A 14,934-nucleotide genomic window follows, 5' to 3' on the forward strand; every position below is an offset into this window, starting at 1 on the left:
TCCCACCGCTTCCCTCTGCAGGAGAGGGAGTTAGTCCGGCTTATGCGCCGCTAATTCGTTCCCCGCAGGATCGCGGAAGTGGAAGCGCCGGCCGCCGGGGAAGCCGAAGATCGGTTTCGTGATCGCGCCACCCGCCTGCTCGACTGCCGCCAGCGCCGCCTCCAGATCGGGCACGTTGATCACCGGCAGCGGCGCCGCGCTCTTTTCAGGTCGATCGGCCTGCAATCCGATGTCGACGTCGCCCGTCAGCGTGCAGGCATAAGTCGGGCCGAAGGCGGTCATGTCCCAGCCGAACACACCTTCATAGAAGGCCTTGGCCGCATCGATATCGTCAACCGGCAGTTCGATGAAATCGGGGCGGCCCTTGCCGGCCATCAGTGATAGCGCCGCAACAGGCCGGCGAGCTTGCCCTGGATGCGCACCTGGTTCGGCTTGTAGCGCTGCGGATCGTAGGCACGGTTGGCCGGATCAAGGCGAATCATATTGCCTTCGTGGCGGAAATATTTGAGCGTCGCCTCGCTATCGTCGATCAGCGCCACCACGATATCGCCGTCGCGCGCGGTATCGGCCTTGCGGATCAGCGCGTAATCGCCGTCGAGAATGCCCGCCTCGACCATCGAATCGCCGGCGACCTCGAGCGCATAATGTTCGCCCGAGCCGAGCAGAGCTGCGGGCACCGAGAGCATGTTCTGCCCTTCCATCGCCTCGATCGGCATGCCGGCTGCGATGCGACCGTGCAGGGGCACCTCGATCACGTCGTTGGCGGCGATCGGCATCGGCTTCGGTGGCGCCTTGGCCAGGGTCGGCGCCACGGCCTTGACCGGCGGCTTCACCGCCGACTTGATCGCCTCGGGCAGGCGCAGGATCTCCAGCGCGCGAGCGCGGTTGGGCAGGCGGCGGATGAAGTTGCGTTCCTCCAGCGCCGAGATCAGCCGGTGGACGCCCGATTTAGACTTGAGATCGAGCGCTTCCTTCATCTCCTCGAACGAGGGCGACACGCCGGTTTCGGCGAGGCGATCGTTGATGAAAGTCAGCAGCTCATGTTGCTTGCGCGTCAGCATGGCGTTTCCCGCGTTTAGGAACGAATGCGGAACGTGTAGGAAACACTTTGAGAGGTGTCAAGCGATCCTCAGGATATCCACAATTTCACCCACAGGGGCCGCCGGCGCCTCGCCAGCGCGCACGATCAGAGCATCGGCGCGCGCCAGCATCGCGAGCGCCGCGCTGTCTTGCCCCGAGAGCGGCAGGATGCCCTCGGGCGTGATCAGCCCGCGCAGAAAATCGGTGCGCTCGGTCACCTTGGGGAGCGGGCCGGCGAGCGGCATTCGCTCGCCCTTTGGGAAAGGCGCAGTGTCGCCGACGAGGCGGCGCACCAGCGGGAGCAGAAACAGAAAGGCGGTGACGAAGGCCGAAACCGGATTGCCCGGCAGCCCGAGCACGATCGCATCCTGCAGCCGGCCAGCCATCAGCGGCTTGCCCGGCCGCATCCTGACCCGCCAGAAATCCATGTCGGCGCCCGCCGCCTTGAGCGCCGGGCGGACGAGATCGTGATCGCCGACCGAGGCACCGCCCGTGGTGACGATGATGTCCGCATCGCGCGCCGCGGCAGCAAATCCCTCGGTAAGCTCATCGAGCCGATCGGGCAGGATGCCGCCATCGCGCACCTCGGCCGGCAGGCCCGCCAGCATCGCGGCGAGCATCGGGCCATTCGAGGCGGGCAACGCCAAGCCACTGCCTGGCTGACCCGGCCTGATCAATTCGTCGCCGGTCGAAATGATGGTGATGCGGGGGCGCCGCGGAACCGGCACCGTGCCGTGCCCGCCCATGGCGGCGAGGGCGATCCGGGCGGGCGTAAGACGCTCACCCGCCGCGACAAGTATATCGCCCTGCGCGAAATCGGACCCGTGCGCGCGGACGTGATAGCCCTTCAAGGCAGGCCCTTCCCCGGACAGGCGGAGTACCTCGCCATCGCGCGTCGCCTCTTCCTGGACGAGAACCGTATCGGCGCCTGCGGGCAACGGCGCGCCAGTGAAGATCCGCGCCGCCTCGCCCGGCGCCAGCGCGTAATCGAGCCCGGCCCCCGCCCTGCTCTCGCCCACCACACGCCATGGCCCGGGCAATTCGGCGAAACGGATCGCATAGCCATCCATCGCCGACAGATCGGCAGCGGGCTGAGCACGGCCGGCGACGATATCCTCTGCCGCATGCCGCCCGATCGCTTCCACAAACGGAGCACGCTCGATCGGCAGGTCCCGCGCAAGCGCGAGCAGGCGCGCCTGCGCTTCCGCAACGGGGAGCAGGCTCATGGTGCGCGCCAGTCGCCCGAGCGGCCGCCCGACTTCGCGATGAGCCTGATCTCGCCGATCCGCATCGCCTTATCGATGGCTTTGGCCATGTCGTAGAGCGTCAGCAGCGCGACGGAGACCGCGGTCAACGCCTCCATCTCGATCCCGGTCTGGCCGCTGGTGGTGATCGTGGCAGTGCAATCGATCCCAGCCTCACCCAGCACCAGATCGACGCTCGCCGCGGCGATCGGCAAGGGGTGGCACAGCGGGATCAGCTCGGCGGTGCGCTTGGCCGCCATGATCCCGGCGACGCGCGCCACCGCCAGCGCATCGCCCTTGGCGAGCGTTCCGGCCCGGATCGCCGCCAGCGCATCGGCCGACATGGCGATATGGCCCGCCGCAGTGGCGGTACGCTTGGTCACCGCCTTGGCCGAAACGTCGACCATATGCGCCGCACCCGCCTCGTCGAGATGGGTGAGCTTGCTCATGCCGGTTCGAGCAGCGCGCGCGTGGCGGCGGTGACATCCGCCTGCCGCATCAGGCTCTCGCCCACGAGGAAAGCACGCACGCCATGCGCCGCCATCGCTTCGACATCGGCATGCGAGCCGATGCCGCTTTCGGCGACGAACAGACAATCGGCCGGCGCCCGCGCGACCAATTCGTAGGTGCGCGCGAAATCGACGGTGAAATCGCGCAGATCGCGATTGTTCGCCCCGATCAGGCGCGACTTGAGCCGCAGCGCGCGCTCCAGTTCGGCGGCGTCATGCACCTCGACCAGCACGTCCATGCTACGCTCGAGCGCCGCAGCCTCGATCTCTGCCATGACGCTGTCTTCCAGCGCCGCGACGATGATCAGGATCGCATCCGCCCCGAGCGCGCGCGCTTCCGCGACCTGCCACGGATCGACCATGAAATCCTTGCGCAGGCAGGGCAAAGCGCAGGCAGCGCGGGCAGCAACAAGGTAATCGTCGGAGCCCTGGAAGAAGGGCACGTCGGTAAGGACCGACAGGCAGGCGGCGCCACCGGCTTCGTAAGCGCGGGCATGGGCGGGCGGATCGAAATCGGCGCGGATCAGGCCCTTGGAGGGCGAGGCTTTCTTGATCTCGGCGATCAGCGCGTAGCCATCGCGGGATTTCGCTTCGAGCGCCGCGCGGAAGCCGCGTGGCGCCGTTTGCTTGGACGCAGCGGCGTCGAGATCGGCCACACTGCGCTGCACCTTGCCGGCGGCGACATGCTCGCGCTTGGCGGCTAGGATTTCGGTCAAGCGATTGCTCATGCCGCCCTCATAAAGCGCGTTTCCCGTGCGTCGAGGGATTCCCGTTTGTCCCGAGCGAAGTCGAGGGACGCTACGCAACGTATCTCGACTTCGCTCGATACGAACGGTGGCTAAAAGGCAATCCAGCAGTCGAGAAGCGCCTTGGCCAGCCCCTTGTCGATCGTTTCGGCGGCCTCTTCCGCACCTTCGCGCAGGGTCTCGGCCTCCCCGGCCACGACCAGCGCCGCACCGGCGTTGAGCAGCACCGCATCGCGATACGCACCCCGTTCGCCCTGCAGGAGCGCCCGCAGCGCCGCCGCATTATACGCCGCATCCCCGCCCCGGATCGCATCCAAGCCATGCCGTGTCAGCCCGGCATCCTCGGGCACGATCGTTCCCTGCAACCCGCACAGGCCCACCGCCATCGCGCGGCTCGGCCCGGCGATCGAAAGCTCGTCGAGGCTTTCCTCACCCGAGACGACCAACGCCGCCTCGATCCCGAGCAGCTCAAGCGCCTCGCTCACCGTCGGCAGAAAATCGACCCGCGCGACACCGACCAGTTGCCGCGACACCCGCGCCGGATTGGCGAGCGGGCCGATCAGGTTGAAGATCGTCCGCCGTCCGATCGCGCGCCGAATGGGCGCAAGCCGGCCGAGCACGGGATGGTGCTTCTGCGCGAACAGGAATGCGATGCCGAGATCGGCAAGGCTCTCCTCCGCGCGCGCCGAGGCACGATCGAGATCGAGCCCGAGCGCCTCGAGCGTATCCGCCGCCCCCGCCTTGGAGGAGGCCGCGCGATTGCCATGCTTGGCGACCGGCACGCCCGCAGCGGCGACCACGATCGCAACCGCAGTCGAGATGTTGAGGCTGTGCGCGCCGTCGCCGCCGGTGCCGCACACATCGATCGCGCCCGCCGGCGCGCGGACCTCGATCATCCGCGATCGCAACACGCGGGCCGCCGCGGCGATCTCGACGCTGGTTTCGTCGCGGATCGCCATCGTCGTCAGGAAGTTCGCGATCTCCTCGTCACCGACCCTGCCGTCGAGAATGTCGTCGAACGCCGTCTCCGCCGTCTCGAGATCGAGCGGGGTCGAGGCGTCGGGCAGCAAAGCGAGCGTGGTCATGCCCGTTCGGGGACGGGGATGCCGGCCAGCGCCATGAAGTTGGCGAGCAGATCATGGCCATGCTCGGTGGCAATACTCTCGGGATGGAATTGCACGCCATGGATCGGCAGGGTCGCATGGCGGAAGCCCATCACGGTGCCGTCGTCGGTCTTCGCATTGACGATCAGCGTATCGGGTGCGCCCTCCACCACCAGCGAATGGTAGCGCGTGGCGGTGAACGGGCTCGGAATGTTGGCGAATACGCCGGTGCCGTCGTGAATCACCGGCGAGGTCTTGCCGTGCATCAGCGCATGCGCGCGCACGACGCTGCCGCCGAAATGCTGGCCGATCGCCTGGTGGCCGAGGCAGACGCCGAGCAGGGGCCGTTTCTGGTCGGCGCACGCCTCGACCAGTTCGAGGCTGATCCCCGCTTCGTTGGGCGTGCAGGGCCCCGGCGAGATCAGGAAGGCCTGCGCGCCCGAGGACATCGCCTGGCCGACGCCGATCGCGTCGTTGCGCACAACCTCCACCTCGGTCCCCAATTCCTGGAGATAGTGGACGAGGTTCCAGGTGAAGCTGTCGTAATTGTCGATGACGAGGATCATGGGGCTGCTTTATCGCCTGTACGCGTCGGGCGGAAGATGCAGCTGCGGCGCCCCGATGGACGCAAGAAACGAAAAAGCCGCCGCCCCGGTCCGGAACGGCGGCTCTTGAGCGTCTGATCGCTTACTGCTGCTGGTCGGCGCGGCTCGCGCCGGCACCGTCGAGGTTCTGGGAGATGAAGTCCCAGTTGACGATATTGGCCAGCACCGTCTCGGCGAACTTCGGCCGGGCGTTGCGGTAATCGATGTAATAGGCATGCTCCCACACGTCGAGCGTGAAGAGCGGGGTCGCGCCATGCGCCACCGGCGTGTCGGCGTCGTGGAACGACGTGACCTTGAGCGCGTCGCCTTCCAGCACCAGCCAGGCCCAGCCGCTCGCGAAGTGATTGACCGCTTCGGTCGCGATCGCCTTCAGCAAAGCCTCCTGGCCGCCGAAGCCCTCGATCAGGCCGGCGAGCTTCTCGGACGGCTTGGTCGAGCCGGCAGGTGCCAGGCAGTTCCAGAAGAAGGTGTGGTTCCAGATCTGGGCGCTGTTGTTGAACAGGCCCTTGTCGCCGGTGGTCTTGGCCTTGTCGATCACCTGAAGGAGCGAAAGACCGGCGAGGCCCTTCTCGTCGATCCAGCCATTGGTCTTGTCGACATAGGCTTTGTGGTGCTTGCCATGGTGATATTCGAAGGTCTCGGCCGACATGTACGGGTCGAGTGCAGTCGGGGCGAAAGGCAGGGGGGAAGTTCGAAGGCCATTGGGGCTACTCCTCCGTCATTAACCAGCATGATTGGTCGGGAGCCCCTAACGCCCCAAATCGAGAAGCGTCACGCGAAAACGACTATTGCGAAACGTTCGCGATTTAGGAGGAGAGTTCCTCCCCGGACCGGGGAGGAAGACCGCGACGCGAAGCGGCGTGGTGGAGGGCCCCCATCTCGACCAAAGCACTTGATTGAAGGAGGGACCCCTCCACCATTTCTGCGAAATGGTCCTCTTCCCCGTTCCGGGGAGGATCTTAAAGCGCAGCCGTCGCTTCGATGATCGGCACGAACAGGGCCGCAGTCAGGCTCGCACCTCCGACGAGCGCGCCGTCCACATCCGCTACCGCCATCAGTTCGACGGCATTGTCGGGCTTGACCGAGCCGCCATAGAGGATGCGCACCCCCTGCCCCTCCTCGCCGAGCAGATCGATCAGCTTCGCTCGGATCAGAGCATGCATCTCGGCGACGTCGCCGGCGGACGGCGTGCGGCCGGTGCCGATCGCCCAGACCGGTTCATAGGCAACCACGAGGGTCGCGGCGGTGCCGGCAGGCGGCACCGAACCCTCGAGCTGGCCCGCGACGACAATGCCGGCCCTGCCTTCGTCGCGCTCGGCCTCGGTCTCGCCGACGCATACGATAGGCGTAAGGCCGGCGGCGATCGCCGCTTCGGCCTTGGCGCGAATCTCGGCGTCGGTCTCGTTATTGTCGCAGCGGCGCTCGCTGTGACCGACGATCACATAGGACGCGCCGACATCCTTGAGCATCGCCGCGGCGACGCAGCCCGTATGCGCCCCCTTGATGCCGGTGTGGCAATCCTGCCCGCCGATCGCGATCCCGTTGGCCTTGATCGCGGCCTCGGCCACCAGGGTGAACGGCGGACAGATCAGGACGTCCAGAGAAGGCGCTGCGGCGGCCGCCGACGCGATCGGCGCAAGCTCCGCCAGAGCCGCCCGCGTCCCGTTCATCTTCCAATTGCCCGCCACCAGCTTCCGCAACGCCATGCTCGTCCCTCCGAAGAAAATCGCCGGCCGGGTAGCAAGACCAGCCTGAATCGCCAAGCGGTGGCGGCGCTTGATGCGCGACAGTCCCGCCACTAATGCAACGTTCCTCTTTATCGATCAGGCTGTTTCAATGCTCGCCTTCTTCCGTCGTGTTCTGTCTTCCTGGGTGGCCGTGGCGCTGCTTGGCGTCATCATGATCGCCTTCATCGTCACCGGCGTCGGTACGCCCGGCGGCGGACTCGTGGGCGGCATGCAGGAGGATGCGATCGCGACGATCGACGGCAAGCCGATCACCACCGCCGAAGTCTCGTCGCGCGTGCAGGGTGCGCTCAACGAGCAGCGCCAGCAAAATCCGACGATTACGATGCCCGCCTTCATCGCCGCCATCGGCGGAGTCACCCCGTTCGTCGATCAGTTCATCGGTACGCGCGTGCTCTCCGCCTGGGCCGAGCGCCATGGCATCGTCGCAAGCGAGCGGTTGATCGGGGCCGATATCGCCGCGATCCCGGCGTTTGCAGGCCCGACCGGCCAGTTCGATCAGAATCGCATGAACGCTGTGCTGAGCCAGCAGCATATGAGCTTCGCCGCGCTCCATTCGGGCATCGCCGACGATATCGTCCGTCGGCTGCTGCTTACCCCGATCAGCACCGGCACGAGCGCACCCGCCGGTCTGGTCGCGCCTTATGCGACGCTCCTGATCGCACGGCGCGAAGGCGCGGCGGGCCTCGTGCCCGCGCGGACCGAGGGCCTGCCGCAGCCGACGGATCCAGAGATCGCGGCCTTCTACAAGGCCAATGTTGCCCGCTACTCGCTGCCGGAGCGCCGGATCGTCCGCTACGCGAATATCGGCCCGGAAACGGTGACGATCGCACCGCCGACCGACGCCGAGATCGCCGCCGCCTACAAGGCCGACGCCGCAAAATATGCGGCGAGCGAGACACGCGCAGTGTCGCAGGTGGTGTTGCCCGACGAGGCCAAGGCCAAGGCGTTCGCCGCCAAGGTCGGCGGCGGCATGCCGTTCGACAAGGCAGCGACCGAAGCCGGTTTCGCGCCGGCCGACATCTCGCTCGGCAATCTGACCAAGGCTGCGTTGACCACAGCCAGCTCGGCCGATGTCGCCAACGCGGCTTTCGCGCTCAAGGCAGGCGGCACGACCAGCCCGATCAAGACCGGGCTCGGCTGGGCGATCGTCCATGTCGAGGCGATCAAGAGCAACCCGGGCCGCTCGCTCGATCAGGTAAAGGCCGAGATCGCCACCGCGCTGACCAAGAAGAAGACCGACGAGGCGGTCGCCAAGCTGATCGGCACGATCGACGATGCGCTCAACGACCGGGCGAGCTTCGACGATATCGTGAAGAAGAACAAGCTCACCGCGATCACGACTCCACCGGTGATCGGCGACGGCACCGCACCGACCGATCCCAATTTCAAGCCGGACGCCACCTTGACCGCCTTGATGAAGGTAGCCGCGCAAATGGCGCCGGAGGATCAGCCCACGGTCGAGACGGTCGGCCCCGACCAGCATTCGGCCCTGGTGTCGGTGCCCAACATCGTCCCTGCCGCCCCGCTCCCGCTCGCGCAGGTCAAGCCGCAGATCGTCCAGGCGATGCTGGCGCAGCGCGCGGCCGATCAGGCGCGCAAGACCGCGCAGGCGATTCTCGCCAAGGTGAAGTCCGGACAGACGCTCGCTGCCGCCTTCGCCGCCGCGGGCCTGCCCGCCCCGCAGACGGTCGCCGCCACGCAGGTCGATGTATCGCGCCTCGGCCAGAACGTGCCGCCGGTGCTGCGCGTCGTCTTCCGTCTCCAGCCGGGCGGCACCGATATCGCACCGGGGCCGGGCGGGGGCTGGTTCGTCGCGCATCTCGACGAGATCGAGCCGGGTGATCCGAAGCTGCTGCCGCAGGTCGTGACCGCGACCCGCAGCGAGCTCTCGCAGAGCCTGGGCGAGGAATATGCGCGCCAATTCTCGAACGCCGCGCGTGCCGAGGTGAAGGTGAAGCGCAACGACGCTGCGCAGACCAAGCTCGAGCAGCAATTGCGCGGCAACGCGCCCGATAGCGGCCAGTGAGCGAGGCAGCAGGCGCGGCCGATGCCGCCGCGATCGCCAGCCTTGCCGCCGGCCGTCCGGCGCTGGTCTGGCGCCGCCAACTCGCCGATACGGAAACGCCGGTCGCAGCGGCGCTCAAGCTGATCGAGCCCGGGCGGGGCGATTTCCTGCTCGAATCGGTCGAGGATGGCGCGACGCGCGGCCGCTACAGCCTGCTCGGGCTGGCGCCCGATCTCGTCTTCCGCGCCGATGGTACCAAGGCCGAAATCAACCGTAACTGGCTGCACGATCGCGATGCCTTCGTCGCGTCGGACCACGATACGCTGGCGGCCCTGCGCGCGCTGGTGGCTGAATGCCGCGCCGAGGTGCCCGAAGGCTTGCCCCCGGCGCTCGCCTGTCTCGTGGGGTATTTTGCCTACGAGACGGTCGGGCTGGTCGAGAAATTGCCGCGCCCCGCACCCAATCCGCTCGGGCTCGACGACATGCTGTTCGTGCGGCCGACCGTGATCGTGGTGTTCGATCGACTGGCGGACGTGATGTTCCTGGTATCGCCGGCGTGGCCATCGAAGGTGGCGCCGGAGCAGGCGGTGGCGCGCGCGGTCGAACGGATCGAGGCGACCGCCGCACGACTGGCGGGGCCGTTGCCGGCAAATGCCCGCATAACCGAAGAGCTCGCCCTGCCCGCACCCTCGCCGCAGCTCGCGCCCGGCCGCTATGCCGAAATGGTGCTGCGCGCGAAGGAGTATATCGCCGCGGGCGACATCTTTCAGGTCGTGCTGGCGCAGCGTTTCACCTGCCCCTTCCCGCTCCCCCCGTTCGATCTCTATCGGGCGCTGCGGCGGATCAATCCCTCGCCCTTCCTGTACCATCTCGATCTGCCCGGGTTCGCGCTGACCGGTTCGAGCCCGGAGATTCTGGTGCGAGTGCGCGACGGCGAAGTCACGATCCGCCCGATCGCGGGTACCCGCCCGCGCGGCAAGACTGCGGCCGAGGATGCCGAGAACCGCGATTCGCTGCTCGCCGATCCCAAGGAGCGCGCCGAGCATCTGATGCTGCTCGATCTCGGCCGCAACGATGTCGGCCGCGTCGCCACCGGCGGCACGGTCAAGGTGACCGACAGCTACACAGTCGAGAAATACAGCCATGTGATGCACATCGTCTCAAACGTGGTCGGCCGGCTGGACGACTCGAAGGATGCGCTCGACGCCTTGTTCGCGGGCTTCCCGGCGGGCACCGTCTCGGGCGCGCCCAAAGTGCGCGCGTGCGAGATCATCGCCGAACTCGAACCCGAAACGCGCGGCGCCTATGCCGGCGGGGTCGGCTATTTCTCGCCCGACGGATCGATGGATTCGTGCATCGTGCTGCGCACTGCGGTGATCAAGGACGGGATGATGCACGTCCAGGCGGGTGCGGGCATCGTGGCGGACAGCGAGCCGGCCTACGAGCAGCGCGAGTGCGAGGCGAAGTCCGGCGCGCTCTTCGCGGCGGCGCGCGAAGCGGTAGCGCGAGCGGGCGAGGCCGGGTTCGGCCAATAGATCCGTTTCCCGTCGGGAGAGGGCTAAAAAGGGCTATGACAAATTGTCCCACCCCCCTTTAATTGCAGGAATTGCAACCGGAGCCCCTACCCTTCCGGCGGCCTAATCCCTATTTGCAACGCAGCGAAACGCGGAGCGGGTATCATGGAACAGATCGGACTCGGACAGGCAGTCGGTCGTGGCCTCAAGCGTCACTGCCCGCAATGCGATGCGCCGACCCTGTTCTCGGGCTACCTGAAGGTGAGCCCGATCTGCGGCAATTGCGGCGCGGACAATGGCCAGTATCGCGTCGACGACATCGCCTCCTATGTCACCGTGCTGCTGGTCGGCCACGTGATCGTGGCACCTTTGCTCGCCATTCCGGCCTTCTGGTACATGCCGCTGTGGGCATCGATGACGACGATCATGATGCTGGTGGGGCTCGCTACGCTGGCAGCTCTGCCTTTCATCAAGGGCGGCGTGATCGGCGCGTTGAAGACCGCGGCCAAGAAGAAAGCGGCCTGATCACTCCTCCGGGGGGATCTGTTCTTCCTTGAGGCCATCGGTCGCAAGGCCGTGCTTGATCAGCATCGGAATATTCGCCGCGGCGAACAGGATCGTCGCGGGCAGCGAACCCCATAATTTGTAGCTGAGCCAGAAGCTGGTCGAGCTGTTGCGCCAGACCAGTTCATTGGCAATCGCCATACCTGCGAAGAAGAGGGCCCAGTTGCGTGTCAGCAGCCGCCAGCCCTCGGCGTTAAGCCCCGGATAGGCCTGCCCCAGGACGGCCTGCAGCGTCGGCTTGCCGGTGAGCAAACCATAAGTGAGGATCAGGGTCAGCGTGACGTAGTAGATGGTCGGCTTGACCTTGATGATCCATTCCTGATGCAGGACGATGGTCAGCCCGCCGAGCACCAGCACCATCAACGCCGAAAAGCACTGGATCGCCGAGACCTTGCCGTAGCGCATCCACGACACGCCCATCGCCACGATCGTCGCGACCATGAACAGGCCGGTCGACAGGAAGATGTTGTGATGGCTGAACGAATAAGCCGCGAAATAGACGGCGAGCGGCCCGAGATCGAGCGCCAGGCGCATGCCCATACCGTCGGCCGAAGCGGGGGCGTTGCTCATCTGGTCTTCTCCGGTGCCAGCCGTTCGATGCCGGCGATGGCGCGCGCCACCTCCTTCGGATCGAACGGCCGCAAATCCTCGATGGTTTCGCCCACCCCGATCGCATGGATCGGGAGGCCGTATTTCTCCGCCGCTGCCACCAGCACGCCACCGCGCGCGGTGCCGTCGAGCTTGGTCATCACCAACCCGGTGACGCCGGCCTCCTTGCCGAACACCTCGATCTGCTGAAGCCCGTTCTGCCCGGTGGTCGCATCGAGCACGAGCACGACATCGTGCGGCGCCGCCGGATTGAGCCGGCCGAGCACGCGCCGGATCTTGGACAGTTCGTCCATCAGCCCGGCCTTGTTCTGGAGGCGTCCGGCGGTGTCGACGATCAGCACGTCGATACCCTCGGCGGTGCCGCGCTTGACGCCCTCGAACACGAGGCCGGCCGCATCGGCACCCTCGTTGCCCGAAATGACCGGCACCCCGATCCGATCGGCCCACACCTTGAGCTGGCCGATCGCGGCGGCGCGGAACGTATCGCCCGCCACCAGCATCACCGAATAATCCTGCTCGGTCAGCAGATGGGCGAGCTTGGCGATGGTGGTGGTCTTGCCCGATCCGTTGACCCCGATGACGAGGATCACCTGCGGGCGCGGGAAGGCCTCGATCTCGAGCGGCTTGGCGACGGGGGTGAGAATCTGCGCAATCTCCTCGGCCACGATCTCGCGCAGCCGGGCTTCGGTGAGGCCGAGCGCGAACCGCTCGCCGGTCAGCCGTTCGCGCACCCTGCCGGCGGTAGCGGGGCCGAGATCGGAGGCGATCAAGGCCTCCTCGATCTGATCGAGCGTGTCCGCATCGAGCGCGGCCTTGCCGAACAGCCCCGACAAATTCTCGCCGAGCTTGTCCGAGGTACGGCGGAAGCCGCCGAGCAGGCGATCGTGCCAGGCGGTGCTCATGCCGGCATCCCGACCAGAGCGTCGCCCTCCACGGCGGTCATGCGGACCGGCAGAATCGCGTTCTTCACCACGCCTGGCCCCTCGCCGAGGACGACCCGCGCGAAATTCTCGGCATGTCCGCTCACCCCGTCCAACTCCACCAACACGCTCGCCACCTTGCCCACCTGCTCCTTCAGCCATGCGGCCTTCGCCGCTGCCCCCGCTTCGCGCAGCCTGGCCGCGCGCTCCTTGATCACCGAACGCGCGACCTGCGGCATCCGCGCCGCGGGCGTGCCGGGGCGTGGCGAATAGGGGAAGATATGCGCGAAGACGATCGCGCATTCGCCGATCAGGCGCAGCGTGTTCGCGAACGCCGCCTCATCCTCGGTCGGGAAGCCGGCGATCAGATCGGCGCCGACCGCCAGATCCGGGCGCAGCGCCTTCAGCCGCGCGGCCAGATCGACCGCCTGCCCGCGCGAATGGCGGCGCTTCATCCGCTTGAGGATGAGGTCGTCGCCAGCCTGCAGCGACAGGTGAAGGTGGGGCATCAGCCGGGGCTCGTGCGCGATCAGATCGGCGAGGCGATCGTCGACCTCGCACGGATCGAGCGACGACAGGCGCAGGCGCTCGAGTGCGGGAACGTGGTGCAGGATGCGCTCGACCAGGGCACCCAACGTCGGTGCGCCGGGGAGATCGGCGCCGTAGGCGGTCAGATCGACCCCGGTGAGGACGACTTCCTTGGCGCCGGCATCCATGGCCGCGCGGATCTCGTCGATCACACCGCCGGCGGGGAGCGAGCGGCTTGGGCCGCGGCCGAACGGGATGATGCAGAAGGTGCAGCGGTGGTCGCAGCCGTTTTGGACGGGGAGGAATGCGCGAGCATGCATCCCGCCCTTGATCGTCACCCCAGCGAGGGTCCCAGCAAAGTCGTACTTTGCTGGGTGCCCGAAGGCTGGGGTCTCGTGCGTCTGGAGGGCGCTCATAGCCTCCTGAGATCCCAGCATGCGCTGGGATGACGATTGGGAGGTGTAGCGGCTCGCATCCAGCTTGGCGGTGTTGGGCACCACCTCGGCCATCCCCAGAAAGGTCTCCGGCTCGATCTCCGCCGCGCACCCGGTCACCACGATCCGCGCGTCGGGCCGCTCGCGCCGTGCGCGCCGCACCGCCTTGCGCGCGGTCGCCACCGCTTCGGCCGTCACGGCGCAGCTGTTGACGACGATCAGATCGTCCTGCCCCGCCAGCATCGCCCGGATCGCTTCGCTCTCGGCGATGTTGAGCCGGCAGCCGAGCGTGATCAGCTCGGGTCCGCTCAAAGCTCCGCCTCGCCGGAGAAGACGTGGGTGGCGGGTCCGCTCATCCGGATCGTACCGCCGGGCACCCATTCGATCACGAGATCGCCGCCGGGCAAGGATACCGTCACCGGGCTCGCCGCGCGGCCCGACCGGATCGCCGCGACTGCGGTCGCGCAGGCGCCGGTGCCGCAGGCGCGGGTCAGTCCGACGCCGCGCTCCCACACGCGCAAGGTGACCCGGCCGTCGTGCACGCTCGCGACATTGACGTTGACCCGTTCGGGAAAGAGCGGATCGCGCTCGATGATCGGCCCCAGCCGCTCCATATCGACCGCATAGGGATCGTCGACGAAGAAGATGACGTGCGGGTTGCCGACATTCACCGCGGCAGGATCGGCCAGTTCCTCCCACGCCACCGGCAACCGCGCGGTATCCATCGCATAAGCGAGCGGAATCTGGTCCCAGCCGAAGCGCGGCTTGTCGAGATCGACCGTCGCGCTGGCATCGTTGGCGGCGAGGCGGAGTACGCCGCCCAACGTCTCGATCTTGGACACGCCGCCCAGCAGCAAGGCCACGCAGCGCGAGGCATTGCCGCACGCCTCCACCTCGCTGCCGTCGGCATTCCAAATCCGCATGCGTGCGTCGGCGCTGCTCGACGGCTCGATCAGGATGAGCTGATCGCAGCCGATCCCCTCGCGCCGATCGGCGATGGCGCGCGCGCGCGCGGCATCGATCGCGAAGGGGGCGCCCCGCGCGTCGATCACCACGAAATCGTTGCCGAGCCCGTGCATCTTGTGAAAACGAAACGACATGGCGCGCGATCTAGGGATTGAAGGTGCCCAAGTCCATGACGAGGGCCAAAAGCGCCGACCAAAGCCGGGTTCCATTCCCCATCTCGGCGGTTGTGGCCTTATGACCAGACCTGTAGCGAGGCCGGCTTCCGCACCGGGCCGATCGATGTCCACCTCGATATACGGAAGGGCTGATCCATGATCGATCGACGCCATAGGCTCGCCTTCAACCTGACAGAGGCCTGA

General features: G+C 67.0%; 15 protein-coding genes and 1 pseudogene. 3 read left to right on the forward strand and 13 right to left on the reverse strand.

Going from position 1 to position 14,934, the window contains the following annotated elements; all coding sequences use genetic code 11:
* Nucleotides 1-30: 30 nt before the first annotated feature.
* From AB4Z44_RS12345 to tpiA, 9 genes and pseudogenes are all read right to left on the reverse strand, one after another.
* Nucleotides 31-375: a VOC family protein gene (locus AB4Z44_RS12345; protein WP_404709996.1), complete on the reverse strand. Its 345-nt coding sequence runs from the start codon at nucleotides 373-375 to the stop codon at nucleotides 31-33.
* Nucleotides 375-1,061, reverse strand: a complete 687-nt coding sequence (gene lexA, locus AB4Z44_RS12350) for a transcriptional repressor LexA (protein WP_404709997.1) — start codon at nucleotides 1,059-1,061, stop codon at nucleotides 375-377. Before lexA ends, AB4Z44_RS12345 begins: the two co-directional genes overlap by 1 nt.
* Nucleotides 1,062-1,118: 57 nt before the next feature.
* Nucleotides 1,119-2,306 (reverse strand): gephyrin-like molybdotransferase Glp, encoded by a 1,188-nt coding sequence (glp, locus tag AB4Z44_RS12355; protein WP_404709998.1) that lies wholly within the window; start codon nucleotides 2,304-2,306, stop codon nucleotides 1,119-1,121.
* Nucleotides 2,303-2,773 carry a cyclic pyranopterin monophosphate synthase MoaC gene (gene moaC / locus AB4Z44_RS12360; RefSeq protein ID WP_404709999.1) on the reverse strand — a complete coding sequence of 157 codons (471 nt, stop codon included), beginning with the start codon at nucleotides 2,771-2,773 and terminating at the stop codon, nucleotides 2,303-2,305. Before moaC ends, glp begins: the two co-directional genes overlap by 4 nt.
* Nucleotides 2,770-3,561 (reverse strand): indole-3-glycerol phosphate synthase TrpC, encoded by a 792-nt coding sequence (trpC, locus tag AB4Z44_RS12365; RefSeq protein WP_404710000.1) that lies wholly within the window; start codon nucleotides 3,559-3,561, stop codon nucleotides 2,770-2,772. The genes moaC and trpC overlap by 4 nt, the downstream gene beginning before the upstream one ends.
* Nucleotides 3,562-3,671: 110 nt before the next feature.
* Entirely contained in the window at nucleotides 3,672-4,664 is a 993-nt protein-coding gene (gene trpD, locus AB4Z44_RS12370; protein WP_404710001.1) for an anthranilate phosphoribosyltransferase, read from the reverse strand.
* A complete protein-coding gene (locus AB4Z44_RS12375; protein WP_404710002.1) occupies nucleotides 4,661-5,248 on the reverse strand; it encodes an anthranilate synthase component II in 588 nt (195 codons plus the stop codon). The genes trpD and AB4Z44_RS12375 overlap by 4 nt, the downstream gene beginning before the upstream one ends.
* A 121-nt stretch (nucleotides 5,249-5,369) precedes the next feature.
* Nucleotides 5,370-5,989: pseudogene (locus AB4Z44_RS12380) on the reverse strand (superoxide dismutase).
* Between the two features lie 257 nt (nucleotides 5,990-6,246).
* On the reverse strand, nucleotides 6,247-6,993 hold the full coding sequence (tpiA, locus tag AB4Z44_RS12385; RefSeq protein WP_404710003.1) for a triose-phosphate isomerase: 747 nt from the start codon (nucleotides 6,991-6,993) through the stop codon (nucleotides 6,247-6,249).
* Between the two features lie 73 nt (nucleotides 6,994-7,066).
* On the opposite strand from tpiA, the gene AB4Z44_RS12390 reads away from it, so the two are divergent.
* From AB4Z44_RS12390 to AB4Z44_RS12400, 3 genes are all read left to right on the forward strand, one after another.
* On the forward strand, nucleotides 7,067-9,061 hold the full coding sequence (locus AB4Z44_RS12390; RefSeq protein WP_404710004.1) for a SurA N-terminal domain-containing protein: 1,995 nt from the start codon (nucleotides 7,067-7,069) through the stop codon (nucleotides 9,059-9,061).
* A complete protein-coding gene (gene trpE / locus AB4Z44_RS12395; protein WP_404710005.1) occupies nucleotides 9,058-10,575 on the forward strand; it encodes an anthranilate synthase component I in 1,518 nt (505 codons plus the stop codon). The genes AB4Z44_RS12390 and trpE overlap by 4 nt, the downstream gene beginning before the upstream one ends.
* 144 nt (nucleotides 10,576-10,719) lie before the next feature.
* The gene (locus AB4Z44_RS12400) at nucleotides 10,720-11,079 is read left to right on the forward strand and encodes a DUF983 domain-containing protein (protein ID WP_404710006.1); all 360 of its coding nucleotides are present in this window, start codon (nucleotides 10,720-10,722) and stop codon (nucleotides 11,077-11,079) included.
* On the opposite strand, the gene AB4Z44_RS12405 is transcribed toward AB4Z44_RS12400, so the two are convergent.
* From AB4Z44_RS12405 to dapF, 4 genes are read right to left on the reverse strand one after another with little or no spacing between them, the layout of a single operon-like run.
* On the reverse strand, nucleotides 11,080-11,688 hold the full coding sequence (locus AB4Z44_RS12405; RefSeq protein WP_404710007.1) for an inner membrane-spanning protein YciB: 609 nt from the start codon (nucleotides 11,686-11,688) through the stop codon (nucleotides 11,080-11,082). It lies immediately after the preceding gene.
* Entirely contained in the window at nucleotides 11,685-12,629 is a 945-nt protein-coding gene (gene ftsY, locus AB4Z44_RS12410) for a signal recognition particle-docking protein FtsY (RefSeq protein WP_404710008.1), read from the reverse strand. Before ftsY ends, AB4Z44_RS12405 begins: the two co-directional genes overlap by 4 nt.
* Complete coding sequence (gene mtaB, locus AB4Z44_RS12415) at nucleotides 12,626-13,921, reverse strand: tRNA (N(6)-L-threonylcarbamoyladenosine(37)-C(2))-methylthiotransferase MtaB (protein ID WP_404710009.1); 1,296 nt, start codon at nucleotides 13,919-13,921, stop codon at nucleotides 12,626-12,628. Before mtaB ends, ftsY begins: the two co-directional genes overlap by 4 nt.
* Entirely contained in the window at nucleotides 13,918-14,709 is a 792-nt protein-coding gene (gene dapF, locus AB4Z44_RS12420; RefSeq protein ID WP_404710010.1) for a diaminopimelate epimerase, read from the reverse strand. The genes mtaB and dapF overlap by 4 nt, the downstream gene beginning before the upstream one ends.
* Nucleotides 14,710-14,934 lie beyond the last annotated feature (225 nt).

This window comes from Sphingomonas sp. MMS24-J13 (assembly GCF_044905095.1).
GTDB lineage: Bacteria > Pseudomonadota > Alphaproteobacteria > Sphingomonadales > Sphingomonadaceae > Sphingomonas_I.

Coding starts and splice junctions, on each gene's coding strand:
- AB4Z44_RS12345 (WP_404709996.1), bottom strand. CDS start 375: ATGGCCGGCAAGGGCCGCCCCGATTTCATCGAACTGCCGGTTGACGAT.
- tpiA (WP_404710003.1), bottom strand. CDS start 6,993: ATGGCGTTGCGGAAGCTGGTGGCGGGCAATTGGAAGATGAACGGGACG.
- moaC (WP_404709999.1), bottom strand. CDS start 2,773: ATGAGCAAGCTCACCCATCTCGACGAGGCGGGTGCGGCGCATATGGTC.
- AB4Z44_RS12375 (WP_404710002.1), bottom strand. CDS start 5,248: ATGATCCTCGTCATCGACAATTACGACAGCTTCACCTGGAACCTCGTC.
- AB4Z44_RS12405 (WP_404710007.1), bottom strand. CDS start 11,688: ATGAGCAACGCCCCCGCTTCGGCCGACGGTATGGGCATGCGCCTGGCG.
- AB4Z44_RS12400 (WP_404710006.1), top strand. CDS start 10,720: ATGGAACAGATCGGACTCGGACAGGCAGTCGGTCGTGGCCTCAAGCGT.
- AB4Z44_RS12390 (WP_404710004.1), top strand. CDS start 7,067: ATGCGCGACAGTCCCGCCACTAATGCAACGTTCCTCTTTATCGATCAG.
- ftsY (WP_404710008.1), bottom strand. CDS start 12,629: ATGAGCACCGCCTGGCACGATCGCCTGCTCGGCGGCTTCCGCCGTACC.
- glp (WP_404709998.1), bottom strand. CDS start 2,306: ATGAGCCTGCTCCCCGTTGCGGAAGCGCAGGCGCGCCTGCTCGCGCTT.
- trpC (WP_404710000.1), bottom strand. CDS start 3,561: ATGAGCAATCGCTTGACCGAAATCCTAGCCGCCAAGCGCGAGCATGTC.
- dapF (WP_404710010.1), bottom strand. CDS start 14,709: ATGTCGTTTCGTTTTCACAAGATGCACGGGCTCGGCAACGATTTCGTG.
- trpD (WP_404710001.1), bottom strand. CDS start 4,664: ATGACCACGCTCGCTTTGCTGCCCGACGCCTCGACCCCGCTCGATCTC.
- lexA (WP_404709997.1), bottom strand. CDS start 1,061: ATGCTGACGCGCAAGCAACATGAGCTGCTGACTTTCATCAACGATCGC.